15 protein-coding genes and 1 pseudogene are annotated in these 18,826 nt (G+C 65.6%); 5 read left to right on the top strand and 11 right to left on the bottom strand.

What is annotated here, in order from left to right:
- Positions 1-403: 403 nt before the first annotated feature.
- A pseudogene (locus RF650_RS13160) lies at positions 404-2,284 on the top strand (FAD-dependent monooxygenase).
- 23 nt (positions 2,285-2,307) lie between these two features.
- Here RF650_RS13160 and RF650_RS13155 read toward each other — a convergent pair.
- From RF650_RS13155 to RF650_RS13145, 3 genes are all read right to left on the bottom strand, one after another.
- Positions 2,308-3,699 carry a hypothetical protein gene (locus RF650_RS13155; protein WP_368815146.1) on the bottom strand — a complete coding sequence of 464 codons (1,392 nt, stop codon included), beginning with the start codon at positions 3,697-3,699 and terminating at the stop codon, positions 2,308-2,310.
- 135 nt (positions 3,700-3,834) lie between these two features.
- The gene (locus RF650_RS13150) at positions 3,835-5,037 is read right to left on the bottom strand and encodes an acyl-CoA dehydrogenase family protein (RefSeq protein ID WP_131332397.1); all 1,203 of its coding nucleotides are present in this window, start codon (positions 5,035-5,037) and stop codon (positions 3,835-3,837) included.
- A 72-nt stretch (positions 5,038-5,109) separates the two neighbouring features.
- On the bottom strand, positions 5,110-6,384 hold the full coding sequence (locus RF650_RS13145; protein WP_131332398.1) for a CaiB/BaiF CoA-transferase family protein: 1,275 nt from the start codon (positions 6,382-6,384) through the stop codon (positions 5,110-5,112).
- Positions 6,385-6,506: 122 nt separating this feature from the next.
- Here RF650_RS13145 and RF650_RS13140 point away from each other — a divergent pair, with 122 nt between their 5' ends.
- A complete protein-coding gene (locus RF650_RS13140; RefSeq protein ID WP_131332399.1) occupies positions 6,507-7,430 on the top strand; it encodes a LysR family transcriptional regulator in 924 nt (307 codons plus the stop codon).
- Positions 7,431-7,436: 6 nt separating this feature from the next.
- Here RF650_RS13140 and RF650_RS13135 read toward each other — a convergent pair whose 3' ends face one another.
- From RF650_RS13135 to RF650_RS13120, 4 genes are read right to left on the bottom strand one after another with little or no spacing between them, the layout of a single operon-like run.
- Positions 7,437-8,312 carry a 3-hydroxyacyl-CoA dehydrogenase family protein gene (locus RF650_RS13135; protein ID WP_368815145.1) on the bottom strand — a complete coding sequence of 292 codons (876 nt, stop codon included), beginning with the start codon at positions 8,310-8,312 and terminating at the stop codon, positions 7,437-7,439.
- Positions 8,309-9,115 (bottom strand): enoyl-CoA hydratase/isomerase family protein, encoded by an 807-nt coding sequence (locus RF650_RS13130; protein ID WP_064846671.1) that lies wholly within the window; start codon positions 9,113-9,115, stop codon positions 8,309-8,311. Before RF650_RS13130 ends, RF650_RS13135 begins: the two co-directional genes overlap by 4 nt.
- A complete protein-coding gene (locus tag RF650_RS13125) occupies positions 9,112-11,361 on the bottom strand; it encodes a TRAP transporter permease (protein ID WP_368815144.1) in 2,250 nt (749 codons plus the stop codon). Before RF650_RS13125 ends, RF650_RS13130 begins: the two co-directional genes overlap by 4 nt.
- Complete coding sequence (locus RF650_RS13120) at positions 11,358-12,566, bottom strand: TAXI family TRAP transporter solute-binding subunit (protein ID WP_368815143.1); 1,209 nt, start codon at positions 12,564-12,566, stop codon at positions 11,358-11,360. The genes RF650_RS13125 and RF650_RS13120 overlap by 4 nt, the downstream gene beginning before the upstream one ends.
- A gap of 587 nt (positions 12,567-13,153) precedes the next feature.
- On the opposite strand from RF650_RS13120, the gene RF650_RS13115 reads away from it, so the two are divergent.
- On the top strand, positions 13,154-13,591 hold the full coding sequence (locus RF650_RS13115) for a cytidine deaminase (protein ID WP_131332404.1): 438 nt from the start codon (positions 13,154-13,156) through the stop codon (positions 13,589-13,591).
- Between the two features lie 149 nt (positions 13,592-13,740).
- Here RF650_RS13115 and RF650_RS13110 read toward each other — a convergent pair whose 3' ends face one another.
- From RF650_RS13110 to RF650_RS13100, 3 genes are all read right to left on the bottom strand, one after another.
- A complete protein-coding gene (locus RF650_RS13110) occupies positions 13,741-14,304 on the bottom strand; it encodes a PIN domain-containing protein (protein ID WP_368815142.1) in 564 nt (187 codons plus the stop codon).
- Positions 14,305-14,310: 6 nt separating this feature from the next.
- Positions 14,311-14,796 (bottom strand): helix-turn-helix domain-containing protein, encoded by a 486-nt coding sequence (locus tag RF650_RS13105; RefSeq protein WP_144940753.1) that lies wholly within the window; start codon positions 14,794-14,796, stop codon positions 14,311-14,313.
- Between the two features lie 120 nt (positions 14,797-14,916).
- Positions 14,917-16,158: a heparan-alpha-glucosaminide N-acetyltransferase domain-containing protein gene (locus tag RF650_RS13100; RefSeq protein ID WP_368815141.1), complete on the bottom strand. Its 1,242-nt coding sequence runs from the start codon at positions 16,156-16,158 to the stop codon at positions 14,917-14,919.
- A gap of 361 nt (positions 16,159-16,519) precedes the next feature.
- On the opposite strand from RF650_RS13100, the gene RF650_RS13095 reads away from it, so the two are divergent.
- Complete coding sequence (locus RF650_RS13095) at positions 16,520-16,837, top strand: nucleotide pyrophosphohydrolase (RefSeq protein ID WP_368815140.1); 318 nt, start codon at positions 16,520-16,522, stop codon at positions 16,835-16,837.
- Complete coding sequence (locus tag RF650_RS13090; protein ID WP_368815139.1) at positions 16,824-18,542, top strand: DNA/RNA helicase domain-containing protein; 1,719 nt, start codon at positions 16,824-16,826, stop codon at positions 18,540-18,542. Before RF650_RS13095 ends, RF650_RS13090 begins: the two co-directional genes overlap by 14 nt.
- 133 nt (positions 18,543-18,675) lie before the next feature.
- Here RF650_RS13090 and RF650_RS13085 read toward each other — a convergent pair.
- On the bottom strand, positions 18,676-18,826 hold a 151-nt coding region (locus RF650_RS13085; protein ID WP_368814157.1), incomplete at its 5' end, for a transposase.

The following is an 18,826-nucleotide window of genomic DNA, read 5'->3' as shown; positions in this document are numbered from 1 at the left end:
TGACGGCACGGTCTCGACCACCAGGGTGAACGAGGAGCGGTGCCGCTCGATCGTGAGCACGTGGACATCGGGCAGGTCGAAGAGCGCGCACGCCGGCGCGCACATAGCATGGGACACATCGAGGCCTTCGAGGACGGTTGGATTCAGCACCCCCATCCTGGAGGCCTCGACCCCTACCCGACCCCCGTGACACGCACCCCGCTTGGGCCCTTACCCACACTCATTTGGGAAGGGCCGAATTGCGTAGTCTTAGCCTTACGACAACGCCAATTTCATGCTAGCCGATCCAGTTTTTGAGGCGGATGTTTTCTGTAGCGGCTGAACTGCTTGTGAGGTACCGAGTGAGATCCATATCGTGTGAGACAAAACACAGAATGTCATTCCATTCCTCCAAGGAGATATCATGCATTTTCATGTAGATGGCTATCAAACCGGCGATCCCATGACTATGCCCGCTCAGGGCTCGGGGGTGGATCGTCCCGCCGAGTTGCCCGACACCATGGACGTGCTGATCGTGGGGTGCGGTCCCGCCGGGTCGATCACCGCAGCACAGCTGTCCCGGTTCCCAGAGGTCAACACCAGGTTGATCGAACGCCGGGGACACCGATTGCCATTGGCCAATGCGGATGGCGTGCACTCCCGGACCATGGAGACGTTCCAGGCGTTCGGCTTCGCCCATGAGATCTACGAGGAAGCGCACACCATCACGGACATGGCGTTCTGGAAGCCTGATCCCCAGGACCCGGAACGTATCATTCGCGAGATGAGCACCCGCGAATTGCCGGAAGAATTCAGCGAATGGCCCATGATGCTGATCACCCAGGTGCGCATCATCGATCATTTCAATCGGTTCATGAAGAACGCGCCCACTCGGATGGAACCGGATTACGGCTACGAATTCGTGGACATGGAAGTCGCCCCCGAGGAAGAGAACCGCGAATACCCGATCACGGTGACCCTGCGCCGCACGGCCGGACCCGACGAGGGCCAAGAGCTTTAGGTGCGTACCAAGTATGTGGTGGGGGCGGACGGCGCTCGGAGCAATGTGCGCAAGTCCCTGGGGTATCGACTGCATGGCAAGCAGGCCAACCATGTGTGGGGCGTGATGGACATCTACGCGGACACCAACTTCCCGGACGTTCGCAAGAAGTGCACCATCAAGTCCTCGACCGGTCGCACCATCCTGCTCATCCCGCGCGAGGGCGGGTTCCTCTTCCGGCTCTACGTGGATCTGGGTGAAGTGGCGGAGGGTGATCGCTCCGTGCGGGAGACTCCACTCGAGGACGTGATCGCCACTGCGCAGCAGATCATGAGCCCGTACAAGCTGGATGTGAAGAACGTGGTGTGGCACTCGATCTACGAGGTGGGTCACCGCGTTTCCGACCATTTCGATGACCGCGCCTCGGAGAAGACCTCCAGCCAGGACCCCCGCGTGTTCATCACCGGGGATGCGTGCCACACGCACTCGGCCAAGGCGGGGCAGGGTATGAACGTGTCCATGCAGGACGGGTTCAACCTGGGGTGGAAACTGGGCCACGTGCTCTCCGGAAACAGCCCCGTGGAACTGCTGCGCACCTACGCGGAGGAGCGCAAGGACATCGCCCATCGTCTGATCGAGTTCGACAAGGCATGGTCCACCCTCATGGCGCAGCCGAGTGACCAGTTCGAGAACCCCAACGAACTGGAGGATTTCTACACGAAGAACGCCGAGTTCAACGCGGGCTACCTCACCGAGTACGAGCCATCGATGATCACGGCGGACACCAAGCACCAGGAACTCGCTGAGGGATACCCGCTCGGTAGGCGTTTCAAGTCCGCCATGGCGGGCCGTGTGTGCGATCTGGTGCCCATGCACATCGGGCACGATCACTTCGCGGACGGTCGGTGGCGTGTCTACGTTTTCGCTGACGACGCAGCTCCGGGAGTTTCCCAGACCCTCCAGGATTGGGCCCACTGGGCTGAAGGATCGCTGTCTCCCGATCTGTTCGACACCAAGTTGATCCACCGCCAGCGGCACACCGAATTCGATGTCTCGGACGTGCCGGAGGCGTTCAAGCCCAAAACCGGCACGTTCCGACTGACGGACATGGAGAAGGTGTTTGGCACGTTGGAGGGACACGACATCTTCGAGGAGCGCGGTATCAGCGCGGACGGTGCGGTGGTAGTGGTTCGCCCCGACCAGTACGTGGCCGGCATCTTCCCGCTGGGGGACACGGCGGAGATCGAGGAGTTCCTCTCAGGCGTATTTCCTTCGGTGCGCTCCGTGGCAATGATCACCGTCTGAGTCCCAGCCGCACCAGCGTTTCTTCACGCGCTGACCGGCTGACACTGGCGCCTCGGACCTCTCGATCCGGGGCGCCAGTGCATCAGGCTGACCCAGGCGACCACCCACAACGCGGATCCTCGTTCGTGTCGTTCCGGGGCGTCGTCGTACTCGCCCAGGACACGGTCGAGCCAGAAACGTCCTTCGCTGAGGTAACCGTCCGACACCCAGTGGTGACGCAACGCCACCGCCAGGCGTGCAGCAGCGTTGATCTCACCGGGGGTGGCTACGGACCACTGCAATGCCGCCATGGAATTGGGGCGTTCCGTGCGAGCGCGCAGGATGAACTCACCCTGGCGCGGAGTAGACCACTGTTCGACCATGGTTTCCGCCCGGCGAAGAAAGCAATCCCGGTGACGACGGCGCAGCTCAGTGGCCGCGCCGTCGTTCAGTCGGTCGGCGCCGTATTCACGCACGGTCATGAGCTGGCGGTAGCGCACTGCCTCCCCGTTGCGTTCGGTGAGCAGGATGGACTTGGCCACGAGGCGATCCAACAAGTCCAGAACGAGATCCGGGACGAGACCATCGAAACTGCAGATCTCCTCGGCGGCTTCCAGATCGAAACTGCTGGGAAAGACTGACAGCCGTTGCCACAGCACCTGCTCCTCCGGGGTGCAGAGCTCGTAACTCCAGTCGATCAACGCTTGGAGTGTCCGGTGCCGGGGCTGAGCAGTGCGAGACCCGCGGCTCAACAATCGGAAGCGCTGGTCCAGGCGATCGAGCAACTGGGTCACGGACATGCTCTGCAACCGCGCAACGGCGAATTCGATGGCCAGTGGCATGCCGTCGAGGCGCGTGCACAACTCGATCACGGCCCTCTGGTTCTCGGGAGTGATCGTGAAGTCACCCACCACGTTCCGTGCACGGTCCACGAACAAGGCAATCGATTCGAAGCGTTCAAGGTCCTGAACCGCATGGTCGTCCTCCACGGAGGGTGTCGCCAAGGGAGGCACGGGATAGATCGCCTCGCCGGCCATGCTCAGGGGCTCACGGCTGGTGGTGAGGATCCTCACCCCCGGGGCCGTGGCCAGGACACGGTCCACCAACTCCCCGGCCCCGGACAGCACGTGTTCACAGTTGTCGAGGAACAGCAACAACTCCTTGTCCTGCAGGTAGTCCGTCACTCGTTCCAGCGCCCCGCGATTCGACTGGTCTTGAATGGCCAGGGCGGAGGCGACTATCGGGCTGATGGGGGCACCGGGGTTGAGGGATCCCAGATCCACCATCCACGCACCGTCGCGGAAATGGGTCTGCAAGCGCTGACCGACTTCCATCCCCAGGCGGGTTTTGCCCACGCCTCCGGGACCCGTGAGGGTCGTCAACCGCGAGCGGGACACCGTGGCCCGCGCTTCCTTCAGTTCCCTGCGACGTCCCACGAATGAGGTCGAAGCGGTACTGCTCGTCGCAAAGGACTGACTACCTACGCGGTTAACCATGCCCATCATCTTCTCGCGGCGAGGCCCGGAACAGAACTCACGAACCCTTACGGCGTACCCACCAGCCCGGACCCGTCAGCTGCGCGTGCGCGTGAAGGACGAGATCCGGGTGATCTCCCGGCCCACGATGAGCGCCTGCATCGAGTCGGTGCCCTCGTACGTGGAGACCACTTCCATGTCGGTGAGGTGACGGCCGATGTGGTACTCCAGCAACAGCCCGTTGCCGCCCAGCATGTCCCGGGCGGTGCGGCACATGGCCAGGGCTTTGCGGGAAGTGGTCATCTTGACCATGGAGGCCATGGCGTCCGTGAGTTGGTCGCGCTCCTGCAACTGCGCCATGCGGGTGCACAGCAGCTGCATGGAGGTCAGGTCCGAGAGCATGGTGGCCAGCCGCTCCTGCACCAGCTGGTAGCTGGCGATCGGCATCCCGAACTGTTCACGCTCCAGGGCGTAGTTCGCGGCGATCTCGAACGCCGCCATGCCGTGCCCCACGGCCTCCCACGAGGCACCGCCGCGGGTGGCCTTGAGCACCTTGTTGACGTCCTTGAAGCTGTGGCAGTTCTCCAGCCGGTTCTCCTCGGGGATCCGCAGGTTCTCGATCACGATGTCCGCCTGGTTGATGGCGCGCTTGCCGATCTTGCCGTCGATCACGGTGGGGAGGTAGCCCTGCGGGTACTCGCCGTCCTCCTGTTTCTCCACCACGAAGCATTTGACCTGTCCGTCCGCCTCGTCCCGGGCATAGAGCACGATCACGTCCGCGGCGTGGCCGTTGCCGATCCACCGCTTGTGCCCGTTGAGCACCCAGTGGTCCCCGTCCCGGCGCGCGGAGGTCTCCAGGGACACCGAGTCCGAGCCGTGGGTGGGCTCGGTGAGCGCGAACGCACCGGTCGTCTCGATCTTCGCCATGGTGGGCAGCCACCGCTGGCGCTGCTCCTCATTGCCCAGCATGTAGATGCTGCCCATGCACAGGTTGGAGTGCACGCCGAAGAACGTGTTCACGGAGCCGTCGATCCGGCCCATCTCACGGGCTACCAGCCCGGCGGCCTGGCGGGAGAGTCCGGGGCAGCCGTAGCCCTCGATGAACGTTCCCACGACCCCCAGGTCGGCGAGGCCCTTGAACGCGGGGAGGGGGTGCTCGCCGCGCTCCCAGAACGCGTTGATCGCGGGCAGCACGTGCTCCTGGCCGTAGGCGCGCACGCGGTCGCGCAGGGCGATCTCCTCGGCGGAGAGTTCCTGGTCCAGCAGGAAGAAGTCGGGGTTCTCGAGCAGTTCGCTCATCACGGGTCCTTTCGGTGGCCGGGAGGCGGGGCTCCGCCTCGCTGCGGCGCGAGATTCTGGTGTGGGGAGGGGCTACGCGCGGTTCGGGGCCGCGCCCGGGGAACCGGCGGCGCCGTCGTGCGCGGCGGTGGGCACTGCACCGACGGCCGTGCGGTCCGGTGCGGGGGCGTCGTCGTGGGCGGCGCGACGGGAACGCAGCCAGGCCATGACATCGGTGCCGTCCGCACCGAGGGCGGGCGGGGCCTTGTCGTAGCGCACCGGGGTGCGACTGAAGGTCACGGGGTTCTTGATCAGGGGCACGGCCTCATCGCCCTCGCCCACCTGCACCACGGGGTCCAGGCCCAGGGAGGTCGCGTACTCCACGCCCTCGGGGATGGTGAGGATGGGGGCGCACGGCAGGCCCTCCGCCTGCAACCGGGACGCCCACACCTCGGCGGTGTCCGAGGACAGCGCCTTGTTGAGCAGCGGGCGCAGCTCCTCACGGTGTTGGTTGCGGTTCTCCACGGTGTCGAAGCGCGGGTCCTCCGCGAGCTCGGGCAGGCCCAGCACCGTGACGAAACGCCGGAACTGGGGGTTGTTGCCCACCGTGATGATGAGGTCCTTGTCCGCGGTGGGGAACGGTCCGTACGGGAACAGACTGGGGTGGTCGTTGCCCATGCGCTGGGGGTCGTTGCCGCACGCCGCGTAGCCCGTGGTCTGGTTGACCAGGGAGGACAGCGCGCAGGAGAGCAGATCCAGATGGATGTGCTGGCCCCTGCCGGAGACGTCCCGCTCGTGCAGGGCGCCCAGGATGGCCACTGCGGCGTGCAGCCCGGTGAGGACGTCGAACATCGCCACGCCCGCCCGCTGGGGTGGGCCGTCCGCGGAGCCGGTCACGGACATGAAGCCCGAGACGCCCTGGACCAGCAGGTCGTAGCCCGGCAGGTGTGCGCCGCGGTCCGTGCCGAATCCGGTGATGCTCGTGTGGATGAGCCCGGGCCACCGCTCGGCCACGGCCTCGGGATCCAACCCGTAGCGGGCCAGCCCGCCGGGCTTGAAGTTCTCTATGAACACGTCCGCGGCGTCGATGATCTCGTAGGCGGTCTCCAGGTCCGCCGGATCGCGCAGGTCCAGCACGATGGAGTGCTTGTTGCGGTTCACGGAGAGGTAGTAGGTGCCCACCCCGTCCCGGCTAGGCGGCTTGTACCCGCGGGTGTCGTCCCCGGTGGGGCTCTCCACCTTGACCACGGTGGCGCCCATGTCCGCGAGCAGCATGGTGCAGTAAGGCCCCGCGAGCACGCGGGAGAAGTCCGCGACGACCACTCCGCTGAGCGGCCCGGAGGTCGCAGGATCCTGGGTGAGGGACATGAACGCTCCACTGGGACGGGGAATGTGTTTCACCCCACACAATCACCGTCATTAGGTTCTGTCCAATACAAGAAGAGCGGTGGACTGATGCGCGTGTGGCAACAATCACGTAGGCTCCGCCCATGGAAGTCCACGAAGCCAAGGCGTTCCTGGCGGTTGCCGAGGAACTGCACTTCGGACGCGCCGCCGCCAACCTGCGGATCGCGCAGCCACCCCTGAGCCGGCTCATCAAGAGCATCGAGAAGTCCCTGGGCGCTCAGCTGTTCGAGCGCAGCACTCGGCAGGTCTCGCTCACCCCGGCCGGGGCGGCCCTCCTGGAGCCCGCGCGCGAGCTGGTGGCGGCCTCGGAACAGGCCCGCACCGCGGTGGCCAAGTCCATGACCGGAGAGACCGGGCGCGTGCGCCTCGGGTTCGCGGGAGCGTCCATCAACCGGCAGGTGGGGGAGCTGGCCCGCCACGTGCGCACCCACCGCCCCGGGGTACACCTGGAGCTGCACGGCTCGCAGTTCTCCCACACCGCCATGCAGAAGGTGCTGGGCGGCTCCCTGGACGTGGCCATGGGGCGGTGGGATTTCATCCCCTCGGAGCTGCGCTCGTCCGTGCTGGGCCACGAGGAGGTCATGGTGGTGCTGCCCAGCAACCACCCGCTGGCAGACGCGCCCCGGGTGGAGATGTCACAGCTGGCCGAGGAGTCCTGGGTGATCCTGCCCTCGGGTCCGGGGGCCGCACTGCAGAACCGGCTGACCTCCCTCGCCACAGCGGCGGGCTTCGTGCCACGCGTGGCCCAGGTGGCGCCGGACTCGTGGACCCTGGTGGTGCTCGTGGCCGCCCAGATCGGCTGCGCCCTGAGCCTCGACACCGTGCGGGACAACGTCGCCTCGGACGGCGTGGTGTTCCGGCCCCTCGCCCAGCCGCAGCGCCCCCTGGACGTGCAGCTCATGTGGCGCGCGGCGGACCCCAACCCCGCGCTGTGTGCCGTGGTGCGCCTGGCCCAGAACCTCTACGGGGACCCCCGCGGCCAGGCCGCAGAGGTCCCCGGAACCTAGCGGGTCCTACTCGTAGTCGTACCAGCCGTGGCCGGTCTTTCGGCCGTAGTCACCGGCCTCGTACTTCGCCGTGATGGACTCGGCTGGCAGGGACGCGGGGTCACCGGTCTGCTCGTACTCGGCCAGCCGGATCAGGTAGACCACGTCGATGCCCACCATGTCCATGAGCTCGAAGGGGCCCATGGGGTGGTTCAGGGCAGTCTTGGCGGCCACGTCGATGTCCTTGTAGTCCGCCACCCCGTCCTCGTAGAGCTTCAGCGCCTCCGTGCGCAGGGCGCCGAGCAGGCGGTTGGCCACGAAGCCCGGAACCTCCTTCTTGAGCTCCACGGCGGCCTTGCCGATCGAGCGGGCCAGCTCCATGGCGGTCTCCACGGTCTCACGGGAGGTGCCCTCGTGGGGGACCACCTCCACGCACTTCATCACCAGCGCGGGGTTGAAGAAGTGCACGTTGCACACCTTCTCCGGGCGGTGGGTGGCGTCCGCCACGCGCGAGGACACGATGTTCGAGGAGTTGGTGGCCAGGATGGTGTGCTCGGGGCACACCGCGTCCAGCTCCGCGAAGACCTGACGCTTGATGGTCAGGTCCTCCACAGCGGCCTCGATCACGAAGTCCGCCTGCGCGGCGCACGCGTCCCGGTCCGTGGAGAACGTCAGGCGCTCGAACGCGGCGTCCACGTCCTGCTGGGTGCGCCGGCCCTTGCTGACGTCACGGTCCATGCGGGAGTGCAGCTGCTCGGAGGCCTTGTCCACGGCCTCCTGCTTGATGTCCACCACGTCCGTGTCGTACCCGGCGAGGGCGCAGACCATGGCGATCTGGGAGCCCATGGCCCCGGCACCGATCACGGTGATGTGCTGGATCTCCTTCAGGGGGTTCTCGCTCACTTGCTCACGTCCTTCTGTGCTGCACTGTGGAAATCGGGGGTCCGCTTCTCCAGGAACGCGGTGGTTCCCTCGGCCTTCTCGGCGCTGCTGTAGAGCACGGACTGGGCCAGGCGTTCCAACAGGATCCCGGTTTGGTGGTCCACGTCGAAGCCGTGGCGGATCACGGTCTTGGCCAGCTGGATGGCCAGCGGGCCCTTGGCCATGATGGCCTGCGCCGTCTCGCGGGCGGTAACCAGCAGCTCGTCCGGCTCCACCACCTCGGTCACCAGCCCCATGTCCAGGGCCTCGTCCGCCTTCACACGTCGCCCGGTGAGCACGATCTCGGTGGCCCGGCCCAGGCCCACGAGCTTGGCCAGGCGCTGCGTGCCGCCCGCGGCGGGCATGATGCCCAGCCCGGTCTCGGGCAGCGCGAACTGCGCGTTCGTGGAGGCCACGCGGATGTCGCATGCCAGGGCGAGCTCGTGGCCGCCGCCGAACGCGTAGCCGTTCACCGCTGCAATGGTGGGCTTGGGGAACTGCTCCACCTTCTCGTACACGCCCTGCATGGTGGCCTTCAGCCCGTCCTTGGGCGTGCGTACGGCGAGCTCGTTGATGTCCGCGCCCGCCACGAACGCCTTGTCCCCAGCGCCGGTGAAGATCAGCACCTGCACGTCGTCGTTCTCGGCCAGCTGCGAGAGGGTCTCGGTGATGGCTCGCAGCACGGTCGCGTTGATCGCGTTGCGCACCTCCGGCCGGTTCACGGTGACCAGGGCGATCCCGTCCGTGACGTCCACGGTCAGGACGTCGGTGTTCTCTGCGCTCATGGTGCGTTCTCCTTCGTGTTCTCATGCGGGGCGTGCGCACCCGCGGGGGCACCGCCGGTGTCGTGCGCGCCGTGCGTGCCGCGGGCGGCGTCGGGAACCTCGGCTCCCTCCGGCACCCTGGTGATCTGCCCGGTCTCGGGGTCGACGACGGCGCGCGGCCGGCGCAGGCGCGCGAGCACCGCGGCCGCGACCACCAGTGCCAGACCGACGAGCGTGACCGGGGCCCCAGGCAAGAACATCATGAATCCGCCCACGGCGAGAACCACACGAAGGTCCATGGGCAGCTGCCGCTCCACGAATGTGAGCCAGCCGCCCATGGCCGCGGCGATCGCGTAGACCGCCACGAGACTGAAAAGGAAGGCCAGCCCGATGTGCACGGGCTCGCCCTGGGCCACCAGTGCGGGGTTGAGCGCGAAGCCGAACGGCACCACGTACTTCACCGCGCCGAGCTTCATGGCGGAGAAGCACGTGGCCATGGGGGAGGCCTTGGAGATGCCCGCCGCCGCGAAGGCCGCGAGCCCCACGGGCGGGGTGATGTAGGAGACCGAGGCCCAGTAGATGACGAATAGGTGCGCGGCGATCGGGTCCACGCCCAGGGCCGTGACGGCCGGGACCATCACGATGGCCAGGAACACGTACGCGGCGGAGATGGTCAGGCCCATGCCCAGGATGAAGCACACCACGGCGCCGGCGATCAGGATGAGCACCACGTTGTCGCCCACCAGGGCCACCAGGTCACGCGAGAGGGACAGGGCCACGCCCGTGGCGGTCAGCCCACCCAGGATCAGGCCCACGCCCGCGATGATCCCCACGATCTGCGCCAGCGTCTTGCCCACGTCCACGCCCATGTCCACCCACTGGCGGGGGCCGAACGTCACGCTGGGCTTGACCAGGGCGATCAGTAGCAGGATGGCCACCACCCAGTACGGCACCTGCGCCTCGGAGTCCGTGGTGAACAGCAGCACCGTGAGCACGGCCAGGGCGCCCAGGTAGGGCCAGCCCATGGCCAGGGCGTGGCGGGCTCGTGGCAGCAGGTTCTTGGGCGTGCCGCGCAGGCCGCGCTGGGCGGCGTAGCCGTCGATCTGCAGGAAGATGCCCAGATAGTAGAGGATCGCGGGGATGGTGGCCGCCACCAGGATGCTCGTGTACGGCACGCCCACGAAGGAGACCATGAGGAACGCCGCGGTGCCCATGATGGGCGGAGTGATGGAGCCGCCGGAGGAGGCGGTGGCCTCCACGGCCCCGGCCACCCGGGCGCTGAACCCGGAGCGCTTCATGGCCGGGATGGTCATGGGTCCCGTGGTCAGCACGTTGGACACCGCCGAGCCGCTCATCATGCCCATGGCCGCGGAGCTCGCCACGGCCACCTTGGCGGAGCCACCGCGGTAGCGGCCGAACACGGCCATGGACAGCTCGTGGAAGAAGTCCGCACCGCCGGTGTGCTGCAGCACCACGCCGAACAGCAGGAAGCCCACCAGGATGGTGCCCGCGGTCTGCAGGGGCAGGCCCAGCACGCTGTCCACGCCCATGGTGTGCACCTGGGCCAGGGTGGGCAGGTCGTAGGAGATGCCCTGCAGGAAGGACAGCGGGATGATCCCCGCGAACAGCGGGTACACGGAGAACAGGAACGCGATCACGAGCACCACCAGACCGGCGGCCCGGCGCAGGGTCTCCAGGATCAGGGCCCAGAACACGAAGCTCAGCACGGTGGCCAGGGTGGGGGCCATGTACTGCCAGCCGTACTCCTGGATCTCGATGCCATGCACCGCGAAGTACGCGCTGGTGCCCACCACGGCCAGCACCAGCAGCACGTCGTACCACGGCACGCCCCGCCGCTGCCGAGCCGCGGCACCGGGGGCGTGCTTGCGGATGGGCGTCACGATGAACACGATCGGCACGAACACCGCGATCAGCAGGTACAGGAACGAGTTGGTGGGGATGGTCACCCCGCCCACGTTCCAGAAGAACACCTGGTTCATGGTCAGCAGCACGCCCACCACGGTCAGCACGATCACCAGGCTGCGCCAGAACGGCGTCAGCCGCGGGCTCGCGTCGTGCAGGGAGACGTCCGAGGGCATGGTGGGCTGGGCGGCGTCGTCGCCCCCGTGCGGGTGCGTGGCGGTGAGCGGAGCGCCGGTGCGAGGGTCGATGGCCGGTCCGGGGGCGGTGATGGGGCCAGCGGTGCCAGCGGGAGTCACGGCATCGGCGGGGCCGGCGGCGTCGTCGGTCTGGTACGGGGTGCTCATGCGTGGCCTCCGGAGGGTGCGGTGGTGGACGAGGCGCCGGGCAGGGTGCCGGGGGTGTCCGGGAGCTCGGGAAGGTTGGCCTTCTTCCAGTCCACCCACTCCTTGCGCGCGGACTTGGGGTCCTCACGGTCCTTGTGGTCCTGCCAGAATGCGGGCCAGGCCTCGTGCATGCGGCGCTCGCGCTCCAGCAGGGCGTCCTGGCGGGTCTGCAGGTCCTTGCTCCAGCGGCCCTTGCTGGTGAGGAACTCCACCATGGCGTCGTGGAACGGGATCACCAGGGGCGTGAGCTGGATCTGCTTCGTGCCGAAGCGGTGGGCGTCCGAGGTGGTGTCCTTGTAGTCCGGGTAGTAGCGGTCCATGTCCGCGACCAGTGCGGCGACCTCGTCCGCGGGGCGGTCCGCGCGGGCGACCACCGGGATGGTGTACTGCATGTTCACCGCCGTCTCCCCCTTGGCCAGGCCCGCACCCTTGGAGAACTCGCCGGGTTTGACCATCGGCGCGAGCTCCTTCCACGTGGCGTACTGGGAGGGCGTGCCGCCGCCCAGGCCCAGCCAGCGGATGGGGTACTGGGAGGCCAGCTCGGAGACGTTGGCGCCCACCACGTTCTGGTAGAGGGTGTCGATCTGACCGGTCTTCAGCGCCTCGATCTGGCCGCTGTAGGTGACGTCCACCATCTGGACGTCCTTGCCGGTGAGGCCGCCGTAGTTGAGGATCGCCTCCATCTTGCGGTTGATGGACGTGCTCGCGATCAGCTTGGGGAACTTGCGGCCCTTGAGGTCCGCCACGGTCTCGATGCCGCTGTCCTTGCGCACCAGCACCCCGTAGTTGCCCGGGGGAGTCCACACGAGGCGCAGCGCCTGCGGGCCCCACTGCTCGGAGCAGTACTCGTCATTGCCCTCGAACGCGTAGTAGTACTCGTCCCCGGTGCGCGAGTACTGGGCCGTGCCGTTGATCAGCGGGGCCAGGCGCCCGATGCCGGTGTCCGAGGTCATCAACCGGATCTGCCGTCCCGTGCGCTGGGTCAGGGTGTTCGCGACCGCCGCGAGGTCGTTGTACGTCCCGGTGCCCACGCCGTAGGTGGACCACACCAGCTGATGCGTGCGGTCGGTCGCGCGCGGGCCTCCCGCGCAGGCCGACAGGCCCCCGATCACGGGCAACGACGCCGCTGCGGCCAGCAACGATCGTCGGCTGAGGGTTCGTGTCATGGTGCCTCCACGGGAGTGATGCGATGGACCCACCGGCCCGACGCCGCCGCAGGGTGCGCGGGGGGTTGGTTCGACCGGTGGGTACATTCATACCGTCAATTGCGTGACCCACGACACTTTCCGGCCGATTGATGCCTAACCAGTATCGCCGAGGGTCAGGTGGGGCAATGCGTCACGGTGGCGGCGGCGGGTCCCTGCCAGTCCTCGAACTCTGGGGCGCGTTTGGACCAACGTGCGCATTTTGAGGCACGTTCTGGCCAGCCCCCGGACTGTGAGGCACGTTGAAGCCACGAACAGCGGGTATTCCTGGCCTCGACGCGCCTGAAAGTGCACCCGGTGGCTCGAGAGTGCCTCAGATGTCAGGCAGTGGGCGGGGTGTCGCTCTCGCGACGTCGCATCGCGGCCTGGTGGACACGCAGGTCCGCGAGGAGACGACGCCGCTGCAGCTCCACCGTGCGACCGTCACCTCGGTCGGTTCGAGGGTTCGATCGTCCGCCGGGCCAGCGTCGGAACGTGGTCGCACCGCGGGCAACTCTGGCCGACTGGCCAATCGACCCGTGCGGCGCGCTCCCCGATAGGCTCCGGCCATGGACACTTCCGCTCTGGACTACGTCGTGACCGAGTGCAAGGCACTACTCGAAACCCGGTTTCCGGACGGATCGGAGCACGGTGCGGCGGCCATGCTGCTCGAGGACGGCACCGTAGTCACCGGAACCGCCCCGGACATGCCGAATGCCGCGGTCGAGGTGTGCCACGAGATCGAACCGTACTGTGCCGCCCACCGGTTGGACCTCAGGGTGGTGGCCTCGGTGTGTGTGCACCGCAGGGCGGATGGCAGCGTCGTCGTGCTGAGCCCGTGCGGGGTGTGCCGGGAACGGTTGGCGACGTATGGGCCGGACGTCCTGGCGGCGGTGGCGGGCCGGGACGATCCCACGGCGGTCGTGTGGAAGCGATTGGCGGACCTGCTGCCGGACTACTGGCTGACCGCGCTGACGGGTGACGCCCGCCCCGGCTGGCTGCGGTGACGGGATGCCCGGCGGGGAAGTGGGTCCGGCATAGGGTTCCCTCATGAGCACTCGAGGAATGAGCGTGGGGGAGCGAGCGCCGGCGTAGCGACGGCCGGGACGATGAGGATGGGGAGTCCGCATTGTGGGGTGTCCCCTGGAACTGGCTTCTAGCCGACTCCTACGGCCCGCTTTTCGAGTTCCGTAGCAAATAGAGGCAAGCCGACGCGAGCGAGACCCTCGAGGTACCCATTCCACGTGATCTTCGGATTCCGCATATCAGCCACCACTTCTTTGGCGATGCGGACCACGGTTGAAGGGTCCACATCCAACTGGTCAAGTAAGAAGTCATCCGGAGACCGCACCGCAACGTCATAGGGCTTGAGGGCGGTCGCCGGGAAGTCCTTCTGGTTGGATGTCACGATGAGCTCGGCTCTTGAACGGACCGCTGCCGCCAGCACATGTCTGTCCTTGGGGTCATTGGTCATGGCAGGCACGAGGCTCTCGTAGTTCTCGACCAGAGCGTCGGGGAAGAAGCCCCGCATGGCGTTCACACGTCTGCGAGCGCTGTGCGGGTCCTTGTGAAGCTTCTTCACCAGATTGCTCTCTACCTCGTTCAGAATCTCATCCGACCAAAGCGGCCTGAATTGCTTGGCCGTGGCCAGACGCAGTAATAGATCTGCGATAGGCATGGGAATCAATACGCATGCATCGAGAACCACCGGGAACGACATGGGGATTTACCGGGTGGCCGGGTCTGCCGGGATGTCGAAGTATGTGCCGTGGTTAGCTGCCTCGTGAGTTGCCTGTCGGAGACCTTCGCGGCGTGTCTTCTCGAGACGTTCTTCGTAGGCAATGAGATCAGTCAGCAGGACTCTGCGGTGCCTTCCGACCTTGGTGAATGGGATATCACCTTGCTCCAGCAGCTTGACCAGTGTCGGCCGGGAAATTCCCAGATGATCAGCAGCTTGCTGGGTGGTCAGCTTTGCGTTGGTAGGTACCACGGAGACGCCGCGGTTGTTGGCAAGCGCGTCCACGACGTGTGTGAGCAGGGAGTAGACCTCAGCGGGGATCTGCTGTGTGGCTCCGGTCGGAGACACCAGATATGGGATCCCGCGGCCCTGTGCCGAGGGCGTGGCCTCGAGGAAGGCCGCGAGGGCTTTCAGTTCTTCCTCATGAGCCGGGGTGGGTGCGACAGTTGAGCGATCCAGCGGGGCGGTTGTCATGTTTCTACCCTACTGACTATTCGAAATATTCAAAATGTCGTCACTCCACCTCACCCTGCCCGCAGCCGCTCCCATAGGTTGAACGCCAGAGCGGGTACCGCGGGATGAGGTTGACGCCAGTTAGGAGTTGCGGGTCTTTCCAGGAGTGGCATTGCCGCCCCGCCCGGCGACGAGGCGGCGCGTCCCCTTCGCGCAGTAGGCGACCACCCGCTCGAGCGGTCCCTGCCCAAGAGTCCGCTGCCAGATGACGGCGAAGACGACGGCCACCAGTACGTGCACGAGGTACCAGAGGTAGGGGGAGTCGTAATGCAGCTCGAGGGACAGCGCCAGCAGGTGCGCCGAGTACAGCGTAAGGGTCATCGATCCCATCGCGGACAACGGCACGAGCCAGTCCCCGATCTTCTGGCTGATCAGCAGGAACACCCCCAGCACCGCCAGACTCAGTCCGAGGCTGGTCGCAATGGCCAGCGGCGTGTTGGAATGCGGGGTCGTGATGGCCAGCCACCACCCGGTGTCGGTCGGTAGCGAGTCGGTACCCCACACCAGGATCTCGTCGAGCGTGGACTCGCTCAAGCGCGATGCCTCCTGCAATACGGAGTAGCCCCCGAGGCCGTAGAGGAGCACGGCGGACACGAGCTGGGCCAACACGGTGAGCGCGACGCCCACGATCACCAAGCGGACCTGGGTGCGCACTGCTCGCAGATCCAAGCGGCCCAGCCCCATCCCGACCAGCAGGTACGTCATGTACGGCAGCGCCGGGTAGTTGCCGGTCAGCAGAAGCTGAGACAGCGTGCCCGCGGGGTTGCTGAGGACATTGGGCAGGGTGGGGTTGTAGTACCACCACTCCGGCAGGACATCCAGCATGCGCTGCATCAGCAGGGGCGAGAGGATCCCGAACCCGGCGGCCCAGATGAACAGCGTCTTGGAGCGGGCATGCAGGAACGGGATGGCCAGGATGAAGAACATGCCGTAGTAGAACAGGATGTTGTAGGCGGGAGGGTCCTCCGGCATTGCGGCGTTGACGGTCATACCCACCGTGACGATCAGTAGGGCGCGGACCAGGACACTCACCCGGTCAGCGGTCAGGGCTCGCCCCTCGCGTGGTTGCCGGGCGCCGGAGCCCAGCGCCAGGCCCACTCCGGCCAACAGCGCGAACAGGGCCGCCGAGTGCCCGGAGAACAACCGCCAGGACCAGCTGGCCTCCCCGGTCTGTTCGTTCCACGCGGGCAGCAGGTGGATGGCCATGAGTCCGATCAGTGCCAGCCCCCGGGCGGCATCGATCCCCACCAGTCGCCGCTTGCGCGGCGCCCCGTCCGTTGCGGTTGCCACGTCCCCCGTGCCACCGCGTCGTGTCGAATTCACTCGTCCTCCTGAGTTCCCCCCGGCCCCTTCACGGGGCGTGCGAGCTTCTGGTTCGCGGGTCGCGTGCCGTCATGGCCGCAACCATTCCCGCGCGATGGTCGCACGGGTTCCCAGCGTAGTCCGCCGTCAACCGATAGGCCTGTGCATCCCGCGGCCCGCCCGTCAAAGGGCGCCTCGTCCTCCCATAACGACGACGCAGTCATCCGTCTTGCGCGAACGGCCCCGGAGTTCGAGCCCCCTGCCGCACTCCCACCCCATCGTGGGACGGCGCCGCCCCCGTCTTGACCTCCATGGCGATTTTGAGGCCGCGTCCATGAGGGCGGTCCGAGTGGCCACCCCGATGTGCTGTTAGCTTTGGCCCATGCAGGAAGAAACTTGCCTCGGTGCAGTGAGGGCATTCGTGGAGCAACGGGACTGGGGAAAATTTCATACTCCTGAGAACCTTGCGAAGAGCATCAGTATCGAGGCGGGTGAACTTCTCGAATGCTTCCAATGGGATGATGCCGATCTTCTCGGGGCCCAGGACGAACTAGCAGACGTCCTGACCTATTGCTTCCTTCTGGCGGACCGTTTGGGCCTCGACCCGCAGTCGATTGTGTTGGCAAAGCTGGAGAAGACACGCGAGAAGTACCCCGTGGAAAAATCGTATGGACGGAGCGACAGATATGACCGGCTTTAGCTTGACACGCTTCCCGTTCACTCGCGAAGAAATCGATAAATGGGGCGCGGAAGATCCTCGTCATCGCAATTGGCCCGTTGTCTACGTCATGAACAACAATTCTGCGGTGTATGTGGGAGAGTCCGTGAACGCCGAGGGTCGGATGAAGCAGCACATCGACTCGGAGGAGAAGCGCCGACTCGAGTGTGTCCGGGTCGTACTGGATGAGACGTTCAACAAATCCGTCTGTCTCGACCTCGAGTCCTTCCTGATTCGTATGTTTTCGGGTGACGGGCAGCTGCAGGTGCTGAATCACAACGCGGGTATCACAGATGCCGATTACTACAACAGGGATACATATCAGAAAACCTTCAACGAGGTTTTCGAAAAACTTCATACGCAAGAGAACCTGTTTCATCGCTCGCTCCCCGAGATCATCAACAGTGATCTCTTCAAGCTCTCCCCGTTCAAGGCACTGAACCACGACCAGGCGCTCGCTGTCGAAGACATCCTCCAAGGACTGTTCGATGATCTCGAGCACGGCGCAGGCAATACGGTGGTTGTCCAGGGGAATCCCGGCACGGGAAAAACCGTTGTCGCCATCTATCTCTTGAAGCTTCTGGAGGACATCCGGCGACACGACCCGGAAGAACCTCTGGACACCGACTCCGTCTTCAGTGATTTCTTCACACTCGGGCACGCGGAACTGTTGAAGTCACTACGTGTGGGCTTGGTCGTTCCGCAGCAATCACTGCGCGAGTCGATTTCCAAGGTTTTCGGAACGACCCCGGGTCTCAGCAAGAACATGGTTTTCACTCCGTTCTCCGTTGGGGAAAGCGAGGAACCGTTCGATCTGCTCGTCGTTGACGAAGCGCATCGGCTGAACCAGCGAGCCAATCAAGCTTCCGGACCGCTCAACCTGAAGTTCTCGGAGATCAACCGCAAGCTCTTCGGCGAGGATGCACCTGAGCTCACACAGCTGGATTGGATTCGCAAGCAGAGTAAGCATTCCATCCTGATGCTCGATGCGGGTCAAAGCGTCAGACCGGCCGATCTGCCCACAGACGTCATCGGCGAGCTTCTCCGAGAAATGCAGGAGAAGGGCCGTGTTTACCCGCTCCAATCCCAGATGAGGATCTCAGCGGACAAGGACTACGTGGGGTACGTGCGTCAGGTGTTCAGTGGCGCTCCACCAGCGCTGCGGGACCACTTCGGTGACTACGACCTACGATTTTTCACCGACCTGGGGGAGATGCGGCGCGCGATACTGGCCCGAGAGCAGGAACACGGACTGTCCCGTCTCGTTGCCGGGTACGCATGGCCGTGGCGCAGCAAGAAGAACAAGGAGCTGTTCGACATCGAGCTGGATGGCGAACGACTCAGATGGAACTCAACGCAACGTGACTGGATAAATTTCCCCGGATCCATCCATGAGGTGGGGTCGATCCACACCGTCCAGGGCTACGACCTCAACTACGCGGGTGTGATCGTCGGGCCGGATCTCCGCTACGACTCGGCCGAGCGCCGGATCTATTTCGACCGGTCCGAGTACCACGACAAGAAGGGCCGGGAAAACAACCCGAAGCTCGGGATCACGTATTCGGATGAGGATCTCCTCCGATACGTGCAGAACATATACACCGTTCTTCTCACGCGTGGAATTCTGGGCACCTACATCTATGTGGTCGATCCTCAACTCAGGGCCTACCTGCGCCGATATTTCTGAACCTGATGGCTCGAAGACCCGCGGTCCTCTGGACCGGATAGGGGCATCAAGCACTCTGGTGCACCCATTGGCTCGTCCGAAACGGTCGACCTACGGGGAACTGGAGGCCTGCCGACCAGATTTTAGGGGGCCTTCACAGCTGAGTGTGGGTAGCGGTTCTCCGCCAGGGGCGATGACCGCCTGCGGCGAGCAGAGCCCGTAACCGGTAGTTGTCGAAGTTGCGGAAGCCGCGGGCGACGCGACGCATGGTCTCGATGACGCCATTGACCGCTTCCGTGGGCCCG

Source organism: Kocuria sp. CPCC 205297 (assembly GCF_040981035.1).
Taxonomy (GTDB): Bacteria; Actinomycetota; Actinomycetes; order Actinomycetales; family Micrococcaceae; genus Kocuria; species Kocuria marina.
The sequence above is the reverse complement of the archived record's forward strand: the minus strand, read 5'-3'. Positions and strand labels throughout refer to the sequence as shown.

What these genes read in the sequence shown, in the direction of transcription:
- RF650_RS13150 (WP_131332397.1), bottom strand. Translation starts at nt 5,037, where the DNA reads ATGAGCGAACTGCTCGAGAACCCCGACTTCTTCCTGCTGGACCAGGAA.
- RF650_RS13145 (WP_131332398.1), bottom strand. Translation starts at nt 6,384, where the DNA reads ATGTCCCTCACCCAGGATCCTGCGACCTCCGGGCCGCTCAGCGGAGTG.
- RF650_RS13140 (WP_131332399.1), top strand. Translation starts at nt 6,507, where the DNA reads ATGGAAGTCCACGAAGCCAAGGCGTTCCTGGCGGTTGCCGAGGAACTG.
- RF650_RS13130 (WP_064846671.1), bottom strand. Translation starts at nt 9,115, where the DNA reads ATGAGCGCAGAGAACACCGACGTCCTGACCGTGGACGTCACGGACGGG.
- RF650_RS13125 (WP_368815144.1), bottom strand. Translation starts at nt 11,361, where the DNA reads ATGAGCACCCCGTACCAGACCGACGACGCCGCCGGCCCCGCCGATGCC.
- RF650_RS13120 (WP_368815143.1), bottom strand. Translation starts at nt 12,566, where the DNA reads ATGACACGAACCCTCAGCCGACGATCGTTGCTGGCCGCAGCGGCGTCG.
- RF650_RS13115 (WP_131332404.1), top strand. Translation starts at nt 13,154, where the DNA reads ATGGACACTTCCGCTCTGGACTACGTCGTGACCGAGTGCAAGGCACTA.
- RF650_RS13110 (WP_368815142.1), bottom strand. Translation starts at nt 14,304, where the DNA reads ATGTCGTTCCCGGTGGTTCTCGATGCATGCGTATTGATTCCCATGCCT.
- RF650_RS13105 (WP_144940753.1), bottom strand. Translation starts at nt 14,796, where the DNA reads ATGACAACCGCCCCGCTGGATCGCTCAACTGTCGCACCCACCCCGGCT.
- RF650_RS13095 (WP_368815140.1), top strand. Translation starts at nt 16,520, where the DNA reads ATGCAGGAAGAAACTTGCCTCGGTGCAGTGAGGGCATTCGTGGAGCAA.
- RF650_RS13090 (WP_368815139.1), top strand. Translation starts at nt 16,824, where the DNA reads ATGACCGGCTTTAGCTTGACACGCTTCCCGTTCACTCGCGAAGAAATC.